12 protein-coding genes are annotated in these 13,114 nt (G+C 74.3%); 4 read left to right on the forward strand and 8 right to left on the reverse strand.

Features of this window, described 5'->3' with window-relative positions; translation table 11 throughout:
- Window positions 1-31 precede the first annotated feature (31 nt).
- The 4 genes from OG900_02975 to OG900_02990 all read right to left on the reverse strand — a co-directional run bounded on the left by OG900_02975 (window position 32) and on the right by OG900_02990 (window position 3,099).
- Complete coding sequence (locus OG900_02975) at window positions 32-1,003, reverse strand: aldo/keto reductase (protein WUH89199.1); 972 nt, start codon at window positions 1,001-1,003, stop codon at window positions 32-34.
- Between the two features lie 11 nt (window positions 1,004-1,014).
- Window positions 1,015-1,653, reverse strand: coding sequence for an alpha/beta hydrolase (locus tag OG900_02980; GenBank protein WUH89200.1), 639 nt, complete (start codon window positions 1,651-1,653; stop codon window positions 1,015-1,017).
- 121 nt (window positions 1,654-1,774) lie between these two features.
- A complete protein-coding gene (locus tag OG900_02985; GenBank protein WUH89201.1) occupies window positions 1,775-2,638 on the reverse strand; it encodes a fructosamine kinase family protein in 864 nt (287 codons plus the stop codon).
- Window positions 2,635-3,099: a low molecular weight phosphotyrosine protein phosphatase gene (locus tag OG900_02990; GenBank protein ID WUH89202.1), complete on the reverse strand. Its 465-nt coding sequence runs from the start codon at window positions 3,097-3,099 to the stop codon at window positions 2,635-2,637. The genes OG900_02985 and OG900_02990 overlap by 4 nt, the downstream gene beginning before the upstream one ends.
- A gap of 91 nt (window positions 3,100-3,190) precedes the next feature.
- Here OG900_02990 and OG900_02995 point away from each other — a divergent pair, with 91 nt between their 5' ends.
- Together OG900_02995 and OG900_03000 are read left to right on the forward strand one after the other, a co-directional pair.
- A complete protein-coding gene (locus tag OG900_02995; GenBank protein ID WUH89203.1) occupies window positions 3,191-4,177 on the forward strand; it encodes an aldo/keto reductase in 987 nt (328 codons plus the stop codon).
- Window positions 4,178-4,389: 212 nt separating this feature from the next.
- Window positions 4,390-5,235 carry a PhzF family phenazine biosynthesis protein gene (locus OG900_03000; protein ID WUH95595.1) on the forward strand — a complete coding sequence of 282 codons (846 nt, stop codon included), beginning with the start codon at window positions 4,390-4,392 and terminating at the stop codon, window positions 5,233-5,235.
- Window positions 5,236-5,312: 77 nt separating this feature from the next.
- Here the strand turns inward: OG900_03000 and OG900_03005 are convergent, their stop codons facing one another.
- The 4 genes from OG900_03005 to OG900_03020 all read right to left on the reverse strand — a co-directional run bounded on the left by OG900_03005 (window position 5,313) and on the right by OG900_03020 (window position 11,942).
- Window positions 5,313-6,128: a class I SAM-dependent methyltransferase gene (locus OG900_03005; protein ID WUH89204.1), complete on the reverse strand. Its 816-nt coding sequence runs from the start codon at window positions 6,126-6,128 to the stop codon at window positions 5,313-5,315.
- A 40-nt stretch (window positions 6,129-6,168) separates the two neighbouring features.
- Window positions 6,169-7,179 carry a thaumatin family protein gene (locus OG900_03010; protein ID WUH89205.1) on the reverse strand — a complete coding sequence of 337 codons (1,011 nt, stop codon included), beginning with the start codon at window positions 7,177-7,179 and terminating at the stop codon, window positions 6,169-6,171.
- Between the two features lie 58 nt (window positions 7,180-7,237).
- Window positions 7,238-11,335 (reverse strand): discoidin domain-containing protein, encoded by a 4,098-nt coding sequence (locus tag OG900_03015; protein ID WUH89206.1) that lies wholly within the window; start codon window positions 11,333-11,335, stop codon window positions 7,238-7,240.
- A 214-nt stretch (window positions 11,336-11,549) separates the two neighbouring features.
- Window positions 11,550-11,942, reverse strand: a complete 393-nt coding sequence (locus OG900_03020; GenBank protein ID WUH89207.1) for a hypothetical protein — start codon at window positions 11,940-11,942, stop codon at window positions 11,550-11,552.
- Window positions 11,943-12,030: 88 nt separating this feature from the next.
- On the opposite strand from OG900_03020, the gene OG900_03025 reads away from it, so the two are divergent.
- Both OG900_03025 and OG900_03030 read left to right on the forward strand, forming a co-directional pair.
- Complete coding sequence (locus tag OG900_03025) at window positions 12,031-12,357, forward strand: ferredoxin family protein (GenBank protein ID WUH89208.1); 327 nt, start codon at window positions 12,031-12,033, stop codon at window positions 12,355-12,357.
- 1 nt (window position 12,358) lies between these two features.
- The gene (locus OG900_03030; protein ID WUH89209.1) at window positions 12,359-13,039 is read left to right on the forward strand and encodes a helix-turn-helix domain-containing protein; all 681 of its coding nucleotides are present in this window, start codon (window positions 12,359-12,361) and stop codon (window positions 13,037-13,039) included.
- Window positions 13,040-13,114 lie beyond the last annotated feature (75 nt).

Below are 13,114 nucleotides of genomic sequence, written 5' to 3' on the forward strand. Positions count from 1 at the left end.
CAGTGAGCGCGCGGGGGAGCGGCCCGGCGGCTTACGCGAAGCCGGCGATGCCGCGCGGGGTGTAGTGCTCTTCGAGCCGCTTGCACTCGTCGTCGCTCAGCCGCAGGTCGACCGCGGCGATCGCGTCGTCCAGGTGCTGCGCCTTGGTCGCGCCGACGATCGGCGCGGTCACCGCGGGCTGCCGAAGCAGCCAGGCCAGCGCGACCTGGGCGCGGGTGACACCGCGCTCGTCCGCGATGCCCGCGACGGCGTCCACGATGTGCCGGTCGCTGTCCTGGTAGAGGGTCTTGCCGAACTCGTCGGTCTCGCTGCGCGCGCTGGTGGTGTCCCAGGCCCGGGTCAGCCGGCCCCTGGCCAGCGGGCTCCACGGGATGACCCCGACGCCCTGGTCGGCGCACAGCGGCAGCATCTCCCGCTCCTCCTCGCGGTAGAGCAGGTTGTAGTGGTCCTGCATGCTGACGAAGCGGGTCCAGCCGTGCCGCTCGGCCACGTACTGCGCCTTGGAGAACTGCCAGGCGTACATCGAACTCGCCCCGATGTAGCGGGCCTTGCCGGCCTTCACCACGTCGTGCAGGGCCTCCATCGTCTCCTCGATCGGAGTCGTACGGTCCCAGCGGTGGATCTGGTAGAGGTCGACGTAGTCGGTGCCGAGCCGGCGCAGGCTGTGGTCGATCTCGGTCATGATCGCCTTGCGGGACAGGCCGCCGCCGTTGGGCCCCGGCCGCATCCGGCCGTGCACCTTGGTGGCCAGCACGATCTCGTCGCGGCGGGCGAAGTCGGCCAGCGCCCGGCCGACGATCGCCTCGCTGGTGCCGTCGGAGTAGACGTTCGCGGTGTCGAAGAAGTTGATCCCGGCCTCGACGGCCTGCCGTACGAAGGGCCGGCTCGCCTCCTCGTCCAGCGTCCAGCTGTGGGTGCCGCGGTCGGCGACGCCGTAGCTCATGCAGCCCAGGCAGATCCGGGAGACGTCGAGACCGGTCGTGCCCAGTTTCAGATAGTCCATGGTCAACCAGCCTACGTCCGCGCCCCGCCGCCCTCAGCCTGATCGAGGCCCCGCAGCGGGTCGTCGCCCGCCGCGGCCAGGCACCAGTCGAGCACGCCGGGCCAGGGGCCGTACCCCGAGGCCGTGTTGAGGTGCCCGCCGCCGGCGACGACGTCGGCGGGCAGGCCCAGGGGCGCGGCGAACTCGGCGGGCGCGCCTTCCGGGCAGCACGGGTCGTCGTCACCGCAGACGATGCGCGTACGCCCGGCGGCGCCGGCGAGCTGCCCGGCGGTCAGCGGCGGCGGCGCGAAGGCCGCGACCTGCGGGTGCTGCCGCAGGAAGCCCGCCGACGGCGGGGCGACCAGCAGCACCCGCGAGACGGGCGCCGCCACCTGCCCGCGGGCGACCGCGTGCAGCCACAGCGCGCAGGCCAGGCTGTGGCACACGACGGTGACCTGCCGCGCCCCGGACGGCTTGGCGAGCAGCGCGCGCAACCGCTCCAGCCACACCGCGAGTTCGGGGTCGTCGGGGTCCGGCAGCTGCGGGTAGGCCACCTCGTGGCCCAGCTCCGCCAGCCGCCCGGCCAGCCAGTGCTGCCAGTGGCCGGCGGGCCGGCGGTTCTCCCAGCCGTGCAGGATCACGAAGCGGTGCCCGCCGGGGACGTCGGTCATGGTCGCTCGCCATCTCGTCGTTTCGAGGGAGGGGCTCGCGGTGCCCCCGCCGCCGAGGCCGACGTCCTTGTCCCCGCCTCCGCGTACGCCCCGCAGACTAACCGACGCCCCTGCCCCGCTATCAGGCCGCCAGCGCGGCGCGGGCCGCCGCGACCGCCCGGTCCGCGTAGCCGCCACCGAAGAGCACGGTGTGCACCAGCAGCGGGAAGAGCTGGTGCAGCGGGACGCGGGCGGCGAAGCCGTCGGCCGGCGGTGCCGCCTCGCGGTAGGCGCCGAGGATCCGGTCCAGTTGCGGACAGCCGAAGAGCCGGAGCATGGCCAGGTCGGTCTCCCGGTGCCCGCCGTGCGCGGCCGGGTCGATCACCCGGACGCGCCCGTCGGCGCCCCACAGCACATTGCCGTTCCACAGGTCCCCGTGCAGCCGCGCCGGCGGCTCCGCGGGGCCCGCCAGCTCGGGGAGCCGGTCGCAGACCTCCGCCACGACCGCGGCCCCGGCGCTCGGCATGGAGCCGCCGTCCACGGCCTGCCGCAGATACGGCAGCACGCGGTGCTCGGCGTACCAGCGCGGCCAGTCGGCACCTCGCGCGTTGCGCATCGGCGCCGCCCCGATCCAGGCGTCCACCGGGCCGCCAGGCGGCGCGGCGCCGAAGGCCGGTGCGCCCGCGGCGTGCAGCCCGGCCAGCTCCCGGCCGAAGCGGGCCGCCGCCTCCGGGTCGGGACGCCCGGTCGCGACCAGGTCGGTCACCAGCCACCGGTCGTCGCCGCCGTGGACGGCGGGCACCGGGACCGTACCTGCGCCGGCCAGCCAGCGCAGGCCCGCCGCCTCGGCCCGCACCGCGCCCGGCGCGTCCGCGCGCTTGACCATCACCACCGGACCGCCCTCGTCCAGGACCACCTCGGTGAGCGCGCCGGACAGCCGGCGCTCCCCCGTCACCCGGCGCCCCGTCAGCCGGGCCGCCGCGGCGGCGGGCCCCTCGGCGCTCACAGGTCGAGGTGCTCGCGCACCCGGTCCAGGAGCCCCGGCATCGCGGCCTCGATCATCCCGAGCACCTCTTCGAAGCCCTCGGGGCCGCCGTAGTAGGGGTCGGGCACATCGGGGTCGCCCGTCGTGTCCGGGTCGAAGGAGCGCAGCAGCCGTACGCGTGACGGGTCGTCCGCGATCCGGCGCAGCGCCTTCTCGTGGCCCCGGTCCATCGCCACCAGCAGGTCGGCGTCCAGGTGCGCGGGGCCGAGCTGGGCCGCGGCGTGCCCCACCGGGTAGCCGTGCGCGGCCAGGACGCGGGCAGCCCGCGGGTCGACGCCGTCCCCCGCGTGCCAGCCGCCGAGCCCGGCGCTGCTGACCCGCACCCGGTCGTCGAGGCCCGCCGCGCGCAGCCGCTCGGCGAGGACGAGCGCGGCGGACGGCGACCGGCAGATGTTGCCCGTACAGACGAAGCAGATGTGCACGGCGCCAGGATATGGCCGCGCGCGGCGCCGCCGCGGTCCCGTACGGTGTGGCGCGGGGTCCGCCCCGGGCCCCCGTCGGCAGGAGGCGCGGATGGAATACGCACGGCTGGGGTCATCGGACCTGACGGTCTCGCGGATCTGCCTGGGCATGATGAGCTTCGGCGACACACCGGCGCGCGAGTGGCAGCTCACGGAGGACGCCGCCGAGCCGATCGTGCGCCGGGCCGTCGACGCCGGGGTCACCTTCTTCGACACCGCCGACAGCTACGCGGGCGGCACTGGCGAGGAGATCACCGGGCGGCTGCTGTCCCGGCTCTTCGCCCGCCGCGAGGACTACGTCCTGGCCACCAAGGTCTACTTCCCCACCGGCCCCGGCCCCGAGGACCGCGGCCTGTCCCGCCGGCACATCATGGCGGCGATCGACGCCTCGCTGACCCGGCTCGGCACCGACTACGTGGACCTCTACCAGATCCACCGCTACGACCCCGACGTCCCGGTCGAGGAGACGATGGCGGCGCTGGACGACGTCGTCGGCTCCGGCAAGGCGCGCTGCGTCGGGGCGTCCAGCATGTACGCCTGGCAGTTCGCGAAGGCGCAGTACGCCGCCCGGGCGGCGGGCGGGCCCTGCTTCGTCTCGATGCAGAGCCACTACAACCTCGTCTACCGCGAGGAGGAGCGCGAGATGCTCCCCCAGTGCCTCGACCAGAACGTCGGCCTCATCCCCTACAGCCCCCTGGCCCGCGGCCTCCTCGCCGGCAACCGCACCCGCGACGGCGCCCGCCGGACCCTCCGGGCGGCCTCCGACCCGCTGGCCGACGCCCGCTTCGACGCCCACGCCGAAGCCGACTTCGACGTCGTGGACGCCCTCGCCGCGGTCGCCGCCGCCCACGGCGTCCCCCCGGCCAGGATCGCCCTCGCCTGGCTCCTCGCCCAGCCGGGCGTGACGGCCCCGGTCGTCGGCGCGACCAAGCCCCACCATGTGGACGACGCGGTGGCCTCCGTGAGCGTGCGCCTGTCCCCCGAGGACGCGGCCCGCCTGACGGCGCCGTACCGGCCGCACCCGGTGATCGGCCACTGACCCGCGCTGCGCGCCGGGTACGCGGTTCGCCCGGCGCCGGCGGTGAGCGGGGGGCGCCCGGCTGCCCGTCGCGGGCACCTCGGCGGGGGTGCCCGATCCCTCGGTGACGCGCGCCGTGCCGGCTCGTCGAGCGCGGGGTGGCAGCCCGCGGGGGCCGAACCCCCGCTGGGCGGGCAGGTGGTGGGAATGCCTCGCCGAGTGGCGCGGTTGGGCTGGGCGTGAGCGAAATTCTGCACTACACCGCCTTTTCCGCCGACCCCGCGGGCGGCAACCCCGCCGGTGTCGTCCTCGACGCGTCCGGCTTCGACGAGGAGCGGATGCTCGCCGTCGCGGCCGGGCTGGGCTACAGCGAGTCGGCCTTCCTGACCGAGCGGACCGGCGAAGGGGCGTACACGATCCGCTACTTCAGCCCGAAGGCCGAGGTGCCCTTCTGCGGGCATGCCACCGTCGCCGCCGCGGTCGCGCTGGCCGAGCGGGGCGGTCCCGGCGAGCTGGTGTTCGCGACCGCCGCGGGGACCGTGCCGGTCAGCGTGGCCCGGGAGGGCGGCGAACTGCGCGCGACGCTGACGAGCGTCGAACCGCATGTCGAGGACGCGGACCCGGCCGACGTCGCGGAGGCGCTGGCCGCGCTCGGCTGGGCAGCCGCCGACCTGGACCCGGCCCTGCCGCCCAGGATCGCCTACGCGGGCGCCCGCCACCTGGTGCTCGCCGCCGCGACCCGCGCCAGGCTGGCCGACCTCGACTACGACTTCGCACGGCTCGAAGCGCTGATGCACGGGCTCGACCTGACGACCGTCCAGCTGGTGTGGCGCGAGTCCGACCGCACCTTCCACGTCCGCGACCCCTTCCCGGTCGGCGGCGTGGTCGAGGACCCGGCGACCGGCGCGGCCGCGGCGGCCTTCGGCGCGTACGCCCGCGACCTCGCGCTGGTCCCGTCGGACGCCGTGCTGACCCTCCACCAGGGCACCGACATGGGCCGCCCGGGGACCCTCACGGTCGAACTCCGCCCGGGAGACCCCCGCGTCCGGGTGAGCGGTACGGCCACCAGGCTCCCCTGAGCCCCACGGCGTTCGCAGCGGCGGGGAACCCCGCAGCTGCGGCGCGAGGCGCCGGCCCCCGGCCGGGGGGACCCGGCTCACCGCGTGTGCGACACCCGCAGTTGCGTGAGGTAGCGCTTCGTGACGTGTCCGCCGTAGTGGCCGTCGATGAGGCCGGCGATGCAGGCGAGCAGGGCCTCCCGGGATGGGGGTGGCAGGGCGCGGTGGCCGGAGTAGGTGCGCAGGACCTCCAGGTACTGCTCCGTGGTGTAGGTCAGGTCCCACTCGTGGTGCCGGACGGCGACCGGGCCGAAGCGGGCGGTGCGGGCGATCTCGGCCACGTGGGAGGAGATGTCGAGTTCCGCCGCGGCGGTCAGCCGCAGGCCCGGCGGGGTGGCCGGGTCGAAGCGCTCGTAGCAAGCCTGGGCCTCGGCGAAGAAGTCCTCGGTGCCGCCTGCCACATGGTGGGTGGCGATCACGGCGAGCGCGCCGCCCGGACGCAGCGCGTCGGCGGACTTGACCGCGCGGATCGCCGGGTCGATCCAGTGGAAGGCCGTCGCCGAGACGACCGCGTCGAACGGCTCCGCCGGGAGCGGCCAGGTCTCGAAGTCCGCCGTCACGACCTCGACCGCCTCGAAGGCGGCCAGGTGGCGCCGGGCGACGGCGGCCATGCCCGCGCCCAGCTCGACGGCGGTGATCCGGCAGCCGCGCTCGGCGAGCGGCACGGTGGCCTTGCCGGTGCCGGCGCCGACTTCCAGCACGCGGCACCCCGGCCCGGTGCCGGCCAGCGCGGCGAGGTCGTCGAAAAGCCCCGGCGGATAGCCGGGCCTGGCCCGGTCGTAGAGCTCCGCGTCCTCGTCGAAGATCCGGCTCAGGCCGGCCCGTCGGGCCTCGTCTGGCGTGTCGTCGCGCATCCGGCCCATGCTAGTGCGGCGGACCTGTGCGGTCACAGCACTAGCTCGTACCGAAGGTCACCCGGTAATAGCAGGCGCCCTTGCAGGCCATCGTGGCGCTGTCGTCGAAGGCGTAGGAGTACGCGTACGGCTCGGCCTTCTTGAAGACCTGGGTGTAGTCGACCGGCCACTTCGCCGGGAGGCAGTTCTCGCGTCCGGACCAGGCGCCGCGGCAGCAGTAGGTGTCGCCGCCGAAGGCCGCGCAGGGCGGCTTGCAGCCGATGACCTGGCCGCCGGAAGTGGCCTGCATGGCGGTGGGGCAGGCGACCGTGCGGGTGCAGGCGCCGTGGTAGCAGCCGCCGGAGGTGAGCGGGTCGGTGCTGGTGGTGTGGGAGATGTTGATGTACATCGGGAGGTTCGAGCCGTCGACCATGCTGACGTCGTAGAAGTCCATGCCGTCGAAGGCGTCGAAGGTGAATTCGCCAAGCGTGGTGGGGGTGACGGGGCCGCCGCAGGTGGTGGTGCAGTCGCCGGTCAGGCAGCGGCCCGAGGCGTCGCCGGTGCAGCCGGTGCGGCCCCATATGCGGCCGCCCCAGGAGTTGCCGACGAGCAGCGACGTGCTCGCGCCGGGGGCCAGTTCGCGGCCCTCGGGGTAGGCGGCGGTGCCGGTGGCCACGGCCCAGACCGTCTGCGGGGTGCGGTTGACGATGACGATGCTGCGCTGCCCGCCGGGTGCGGACAGCTTGGCCGGCGGCGCCGCCGTCTTCTTCGGTGTCGCCCGCCCGGTGGGGGTGGCCCGGCGGCTGGGCGTCGGCGTCCTCGTGGCCGTCGGCGGGGCCGTGGTCGGCGTGGCGGCCGGGGTCGGTGTCGTGGCGGGAGCCGCCGCCGTGGTGCTCGCGGCGGGCCGGGCGGCGGCGGGGGCGCCGCCGCCGGAGCCGGGGTCCTGCGATGACGCCAGCCAGGCGGCGATCGCGACGGCGGCGACCACCGCGAGCGCCGCCGCGGTCCGCGGCCAGCGGGGGCGGGCCCGGTGCCGTCGCTGGTGCCGGGTGCGTGTCGTTGCGTGCCTCATGCCCATGGAGACCGGACCGGCGTCCTGGCGATAACAAGAACGCCGGTCCGGCGCCGGCTCACCTCGCGGTGACCGCCGGGCTGTTGTAGCCCTCCACCCGCAGCTCGGGCCGGCCCGAGGGCAGCGCGTGCGCGGGCCAGGACAGCGTGACCGTACGGGACTCGCCGGGGAGCAGCCACAGGTAGTTGTCGCCGTAGAGCGTCGGCAGCACCCGCCCGCCGGTGTGCTGGTCGAGCAGCGACAGCCGTACCATCGCGGCGACGGCGGACCCCCGGTTGCGTACGGTCGCGGTCAGCTCGCGGCGCGAGCCGTCGGTGGTGACCCGGCCGATCGTGGCGGAGGTGCGGACCTGCCGGGCCGTGCTGAGCGCGGCCATGGCGGCGGGGGTGCGGTAGCGCCAGTAGGTGTTGCGGGACAGCTCGCGGCCCCGTCCGTCCGCCAGGACCAGCCGCAGCAGGTGCAGGTCGGGCAGGTCGTCGGTCCACCCGGCGGTGAAGGCCGCGGCTGTGGCGGCGGAGCCGACGTCCACCCGGGCGGTGCGGGTGGCGCCGAGCCTGCGGCCCGCCAGGTCGTACGCCTGGGCGGTGACCCGGGCGCCGCGCAGCTCGCCCGCGGTGTGGTTGACCGCGATGACCTGCCAGGTCACCGGGTCGGCCTGGACGTGCAGCGGCTCGCACCCCGACCTGGCCCCGTAGTAGGTGCCGTTGACGTCGAAGTCGTAGTCGTAGGTCTGCCACACGGTGCTGTGCCAGGCCGGGTGCGACATCCACAGCATCAACCCGCTGGCGTCGTCCCACAGATGGGCGTTCCACGCCTCGAACATGCTGCGCGTGTTCTCGTAGTTGACGAACTGCGCCTTGCGCGCGAAGTCGTCGAGGTCCCGTGCGGTGCCGAGCCTGGTCTCGATCGCGGCCTTGTAGTTCTGCGGGGCCTGATTCCCGCGCTCGCTCCAGTCGTGGTAGTACCAGGCGCCGCCGATCGGCCACTCGGGGCTGTCGCCCACGAGGTTGCGCATGCTCTCGGCGGTGGAGACCACCGGCATGCCGATCTCGGTGTGGAAGCCGAAGCTGCTGCTGCCGTAGGTCGCCGGGTCGTAGTAGCGCTCGGGCTCGACCCAGTTGTAGGGGCCGCCGCCGGTGATGATGCCGCCGGCCGAGTTGTTCTGGTAGAGGATGCCGGGGGCCTGCGACTGCACGGCGTCGCGCATGCCGTCGTCGATCGCCTTGGGCGGGTTGCCCTCGTTGGCGCCGCACCACACCACGACGCTGGGGTGGCTGCGGTAGCGCAGCACGGTGTCGCGGGCGAGGGCGTTGTAGGCGTCGTGGTCCGGCGGGTCCATGCCCCAGGCGTTCGGGAAGTCGTTCCACACCAGGATGCCGTGCTCGTCGCAGCTGGCGAAGAACTCCTCGCGGTCGCTGCTGCCGACCCAGTTGCGGATCATGGTGAAGTTCATGTCGCGGTGCATGCGCACCGCCGCGTCCATCCGCTCCGCGGGCATCCGGCGCAGCAGTTCGTCCCAGCCCCAGTTGCCGCCGCGGCACAGCACCCGCACCCCGTTGACGCTGATCCGCAGCGGGTCGGGGGAATTCTTCACGGACTTCACGTCCGTCCAGGTCTGCCCGTCGTCCGAGACCCGGATGACGTAGGTCTTGGGGTAGGCGGCCTCCCAGAGGATCGCCACCCGGTCGAAGGTCTGTGGTGAGCCGAGGTCGACCTGGATCCACTGGTGGTCGGCGTATTCGGAGGACCAGCGCGAGTTCGGGTTGCCGTCGGTGGCGTTGGCCGCCGGGTTGGACGGGTCCTCGGTGGAGGCGGTGACGTCGCGGCGCAGGGCCAGGTCGGTGTCGGGCCGGCTGCTGTCGACCACCGAGAGCGACCACAGCGAGTTGCCCCAGCTGGTCTGCCGTATTCCGCAGTCGATCCGCACGTAGCGGGCGGTCCGCGCCTCGAACTCCTCGGTCTGCAGGCTCGCGTCACCGCCGTTGAAGGGCAGCGGCACCGCGGAGTTGTCCACCGTCTTGGCGTCCGTCCAGGCCGAGCCGTCGGTGGAGACCTGCACCACGTAGGTCTTGGCGTAGGCCTGCTCCCAGGTCAGGTCGACCCGGTCGAAGGAGCGTACGGCCCCCAGGTCCAGCTGGAGCCACTGGTCGTCCTCGAAGGCGGAGGACCAGCGGGTGGCGGGGTCGCCGTCGGTGGCGTTGCCGGGTCCGTGGTCGTCCTCGTCCACGGTGGAGGAGGTCGCGGTCGCGTGCAGCGCGAGGTCCACGGAGGGCTGCGAGCTGTCCACGACGGCCGCCGTCCACAGCGAGGCGCCCCAGTCGGTCGCCCTGGTCAGGCAGTGGATCCGTACGTGGCGGGCGTTCTGCGCGCCGACGTCCACCGACTGGGTGTAGGCGTCGCCGCTGCCGTTGAAGGGCAGCGGCACCGCGTATTCGTAGCCGAACTGGCGGATGCCGAAGCGGGTGGTGCGCCGGTCGCTCTCGGTGCCGCCGACGGAGACCGTGGTGGCCAGGTCGTGCAGGGCCGCTTCGCCGAGGCCGTTGGGCCACCACACCTTCGGATCGCGCAGCCGCAGCCGGCTGAAGGCGTCGGGGGCGAAGGTGACGTCGAGGCTCTGCCCGGCGGGGACGGTGACCTTGCGGGAGACGTGGACGTCGCCGAAGGAGGCGGAGACCGTCGCGGTGCGGTCGGCGTCGGCGGCATTGCGCACCGGCACGGTGAGGGTCAGTTCGGCGACGGAGGTGTCGGGCAGCACGGGCAGCACGGTGTCCACCCGCGGGTCGCCGATCAGGACGTCGCCGGTGGAGCGGAGCCTGACGTGGTTCCAGATCCCGGACACCCGGTCCCGCACCGCGGGCATCCAGTCCCAGCCGGAGACGGCCAGGTAGGTGGGCGAGTTGAGGTTCATCTGCCCGGCGCCCGCGTCCACCCAGGACTCCCCCGCGGGCCCCTTGTCGCCGGGGCTGCCGGGGATCGGCATCGGCGTGATCTTCACCGCGAGCGCGTTGCCGCCGTGCGCCGCCAGCAGGGCGGTGACATCGTGGGCCGAGCGGGCGAAGGGGTAGAGCAGCCCGCCGACCTGCCGGCCGTTGAGCCAGATGTCGGCCTGGTGGTTGACCCCGTCGAATTCCAGCCAGACCCGGCGGCCGGCGCCGGTGCGCAAGTCCCGCGGCAGCTCGAAGTCCCGCTTGTACCACCAGGAGTGGCGCGACAGGGCCTCGGGGATGTGCAGGTTGTTCAGGCCCTCGACCGGGTCGGGGAGCTTGCCCTGGTCGACCAGTGAGGCCAGCACGGTGCCGGGGACGGTCGCGGGCAGCCAGCCGCTGGTGTCGACGGTGGTACGGGACAGGTCCGCTCCCTCGCCGCCGGCCCAGTCGTCCATGGTCAGCGTCCAGCCGGACTCCAGCGGCACGGTCCCGTCCGCGGCGACGGCCAGCGCGGGCGCCCGGTGGTCGTGCCGGCCCCAGTCGGTCCAGCCGGTGGCGCCGGCCCGGTGGGCGGGCGGGGTGCCGTAGACCTCGAAGCCGTTGAGGCCCAGCGGGTTGGGGCTCGACCGCTTGCGGGAGGTCATCCGCACCCAGCGGGCGACGACCGGCTTGTCGAGCGCGATGTCCACGACGCCGCCGGTGCCGGTGGTGGTGCGGTGGACGCTGGTCCACGAGCGCCGGTCGCGGGAGGTCTCGACGACGAAGTCGACGGCGTAGCTGGACAGGATCTCCTGCCCTGTCGTGCCGTCGGACCAGTTCCCCGAGGAGGGCTTGGTGAAGACCGGGTCGTGCTCGGCGCCTTCGAAGGTGAGCCGGATCGCGGTGACCGGGCAGTCGGCCTGCAGGTCGACGGAGATCCACTGCGGATCGCCGTCCGCGGCCCGCCACCCGGTGCCGCGCACGCCGGGCGAGTTGACCGTGTCGACGGCGAACTCGGCCGGTGTGGGCGCGTAGTCGGTCGAGGAGACCTCGACCGGGCGGTAGGCGGCCAGTTCGCCGGGCGCGGCCGGTCCGCCCGGCGCCCCGGGCTTGCCCGGCCGGTCGCCGGGCGCCGCCGCGGCGCTCACCCCCGGCACGCAGGCCAGTCCGAATCCGGCCAGCAGGGTCGAGCCGGTGGCGACGACGGACCGCCGGGAGGGGCGGGCCGACGGTTGCGACTGATGCGCCATGCGCGAGGTCCAATCACGAGTACGAGTCCTGCTGACCGGCAATCAGGAGCGGTGCGGCCGCCCCGGATGACAACGTTGCCGTAACGCGGTGGAACCACGCCCGTATCGCGACTGACAACGTTGCCACAGAGTGGAACCCCCGTCGCCGCTTGTCAATCCCCATGCCTTGTTCCGTACAGGCGGGCCGCCGGCCGACCCGCGCCACCCGCACGGGTCACGGCCTCGGGCGGATGCCCATGCCGGGGCGGCGGCGGTGGACCGTCACGTAGGCGAGGCCGTCGTCGCCCGCCGTGATGGCGCGGGTCGAGCCGTGCGGGAGCCAGACGAGGGCGCCGTCGGCGAGCGGCAGGGCCTCCGCCGTGCCGCCGGCGCCGAGCAGGCCGCCGCCCGCGACCACCAGGACCAGGACGTCGAGGTCGGGCTCCGCGTGCGGGGCGATGTGCTCGCCGGGTGCCAGGTGGACGAGGTTGGCGTCGAGTTGGCGGCCGCCCTCGGCCAGCTTCCACGGGACTCCGGTCGCCGCGGGCGGTACGGCGGTCAGCGCCCGCGTGTCGCACAGCACCTGGGGCAGTGCTGCGGGTTCGCCCGGCTCGGAAGGTGGCGTCATCACGTGTTCCTCGACTGGTGGACTCCTGGGCGACAATTATTATATGTACGATTCATAAAAATGATCGGCCGACTCCGGGGAGGCCCACATGACGTATGTGATCGCACAGCCGTGCGTGGACGTGAAGGACAAGGCGTGCATCGACGAATGCCCCGTCGACTGCATCTACGAGGGGCAGCGCTCGCTGTACATCCACCCCGACGAGTGCGTCGACTGCGGGGCGTGCGAGCCGGTCTGCCCGGTCGAGGCGATCTTCTACGAGGACGACGTCCCGGCCGAGTGGCAGGGTTATTACAACGCGAACGTGGAATTCTTCAACGAGCTCGGCTCCCCCGGCGGCGCCGCGAAGCTGGGCCTGATCGAGCGCGACCACCCGCTGATCGCGGCGCTGCCGCCGCAGGGCGGAGAGGGCTGACGTGTCCGGTGCGCGGCACAGTCCGCGCCGCCGGGAGGTGCTCGGCATGCTGCGTGCCGCCGACGGGCCGCTGGGCGTCGCGGACCTCGCCGAGCGGATCGGCGTGCACCCCAACACCGTGCGCTTCCACCTGGACGCGCTGGTCGCCGAAGGCGCGGTCCACCGGCGGGTGGAGGAGCCGGCGGGGCCGGGACGGCCGCGTACGGTCTACGCGCCACGCCCCGGCATGGACCGCGGCGGCATGCGGGCCTACCGCCTGCTGGCGCAGGTGCTGGTCAGCCGGCTCGCGTCCACCGGGCCCGCCGCGGCCGGGGCCGCCGCCGAGGCCGGCCGCGAGTGGGGCCGCTTCCTGATCGACCCGATGCCGCCCTTCCGGCGGCCCACCGCCCTGGAGTCCGCCGACCGGCTCACCGCGCTGCTGGCCGACCTCGGCTTCGAACCCGTCGCGGAGCCGGCCGGCGACGGGACCGGGCCGGGCCGGATCCGGCTGCGGCACTGCCCCTTCCTCGAACTGGCCGAGGAATACGGCCAGGTGGTGTGCTCGGTGCACCTGGGCCTGATGCAGGGCGCGCTGGCCGAGCTGCGCGCCCCGCTGGCCGCGACGGACTTGCGGCCCTTCGCCGAGCCCGACTCCTGCCTCGCCCTGCTGGCCCCCGCCGCACCGGGAGCGGCGCAGCGCTGAGGTCGGCGGCACCGGCGGGCGGCGCGGGGTGTGTTCGCTTCGGTTACCTCGGACCCGGCGGGACCGTCAGACCGG

It is taken from the genome of Streptomyces sp. NBC_00433, from assembly GCA_036015235.1.
Lineage (GTDB): Bacteria > Actinomycetota > Actinomycetes > Streptomycetales > Streptomycetaceae > Actinacidiphila.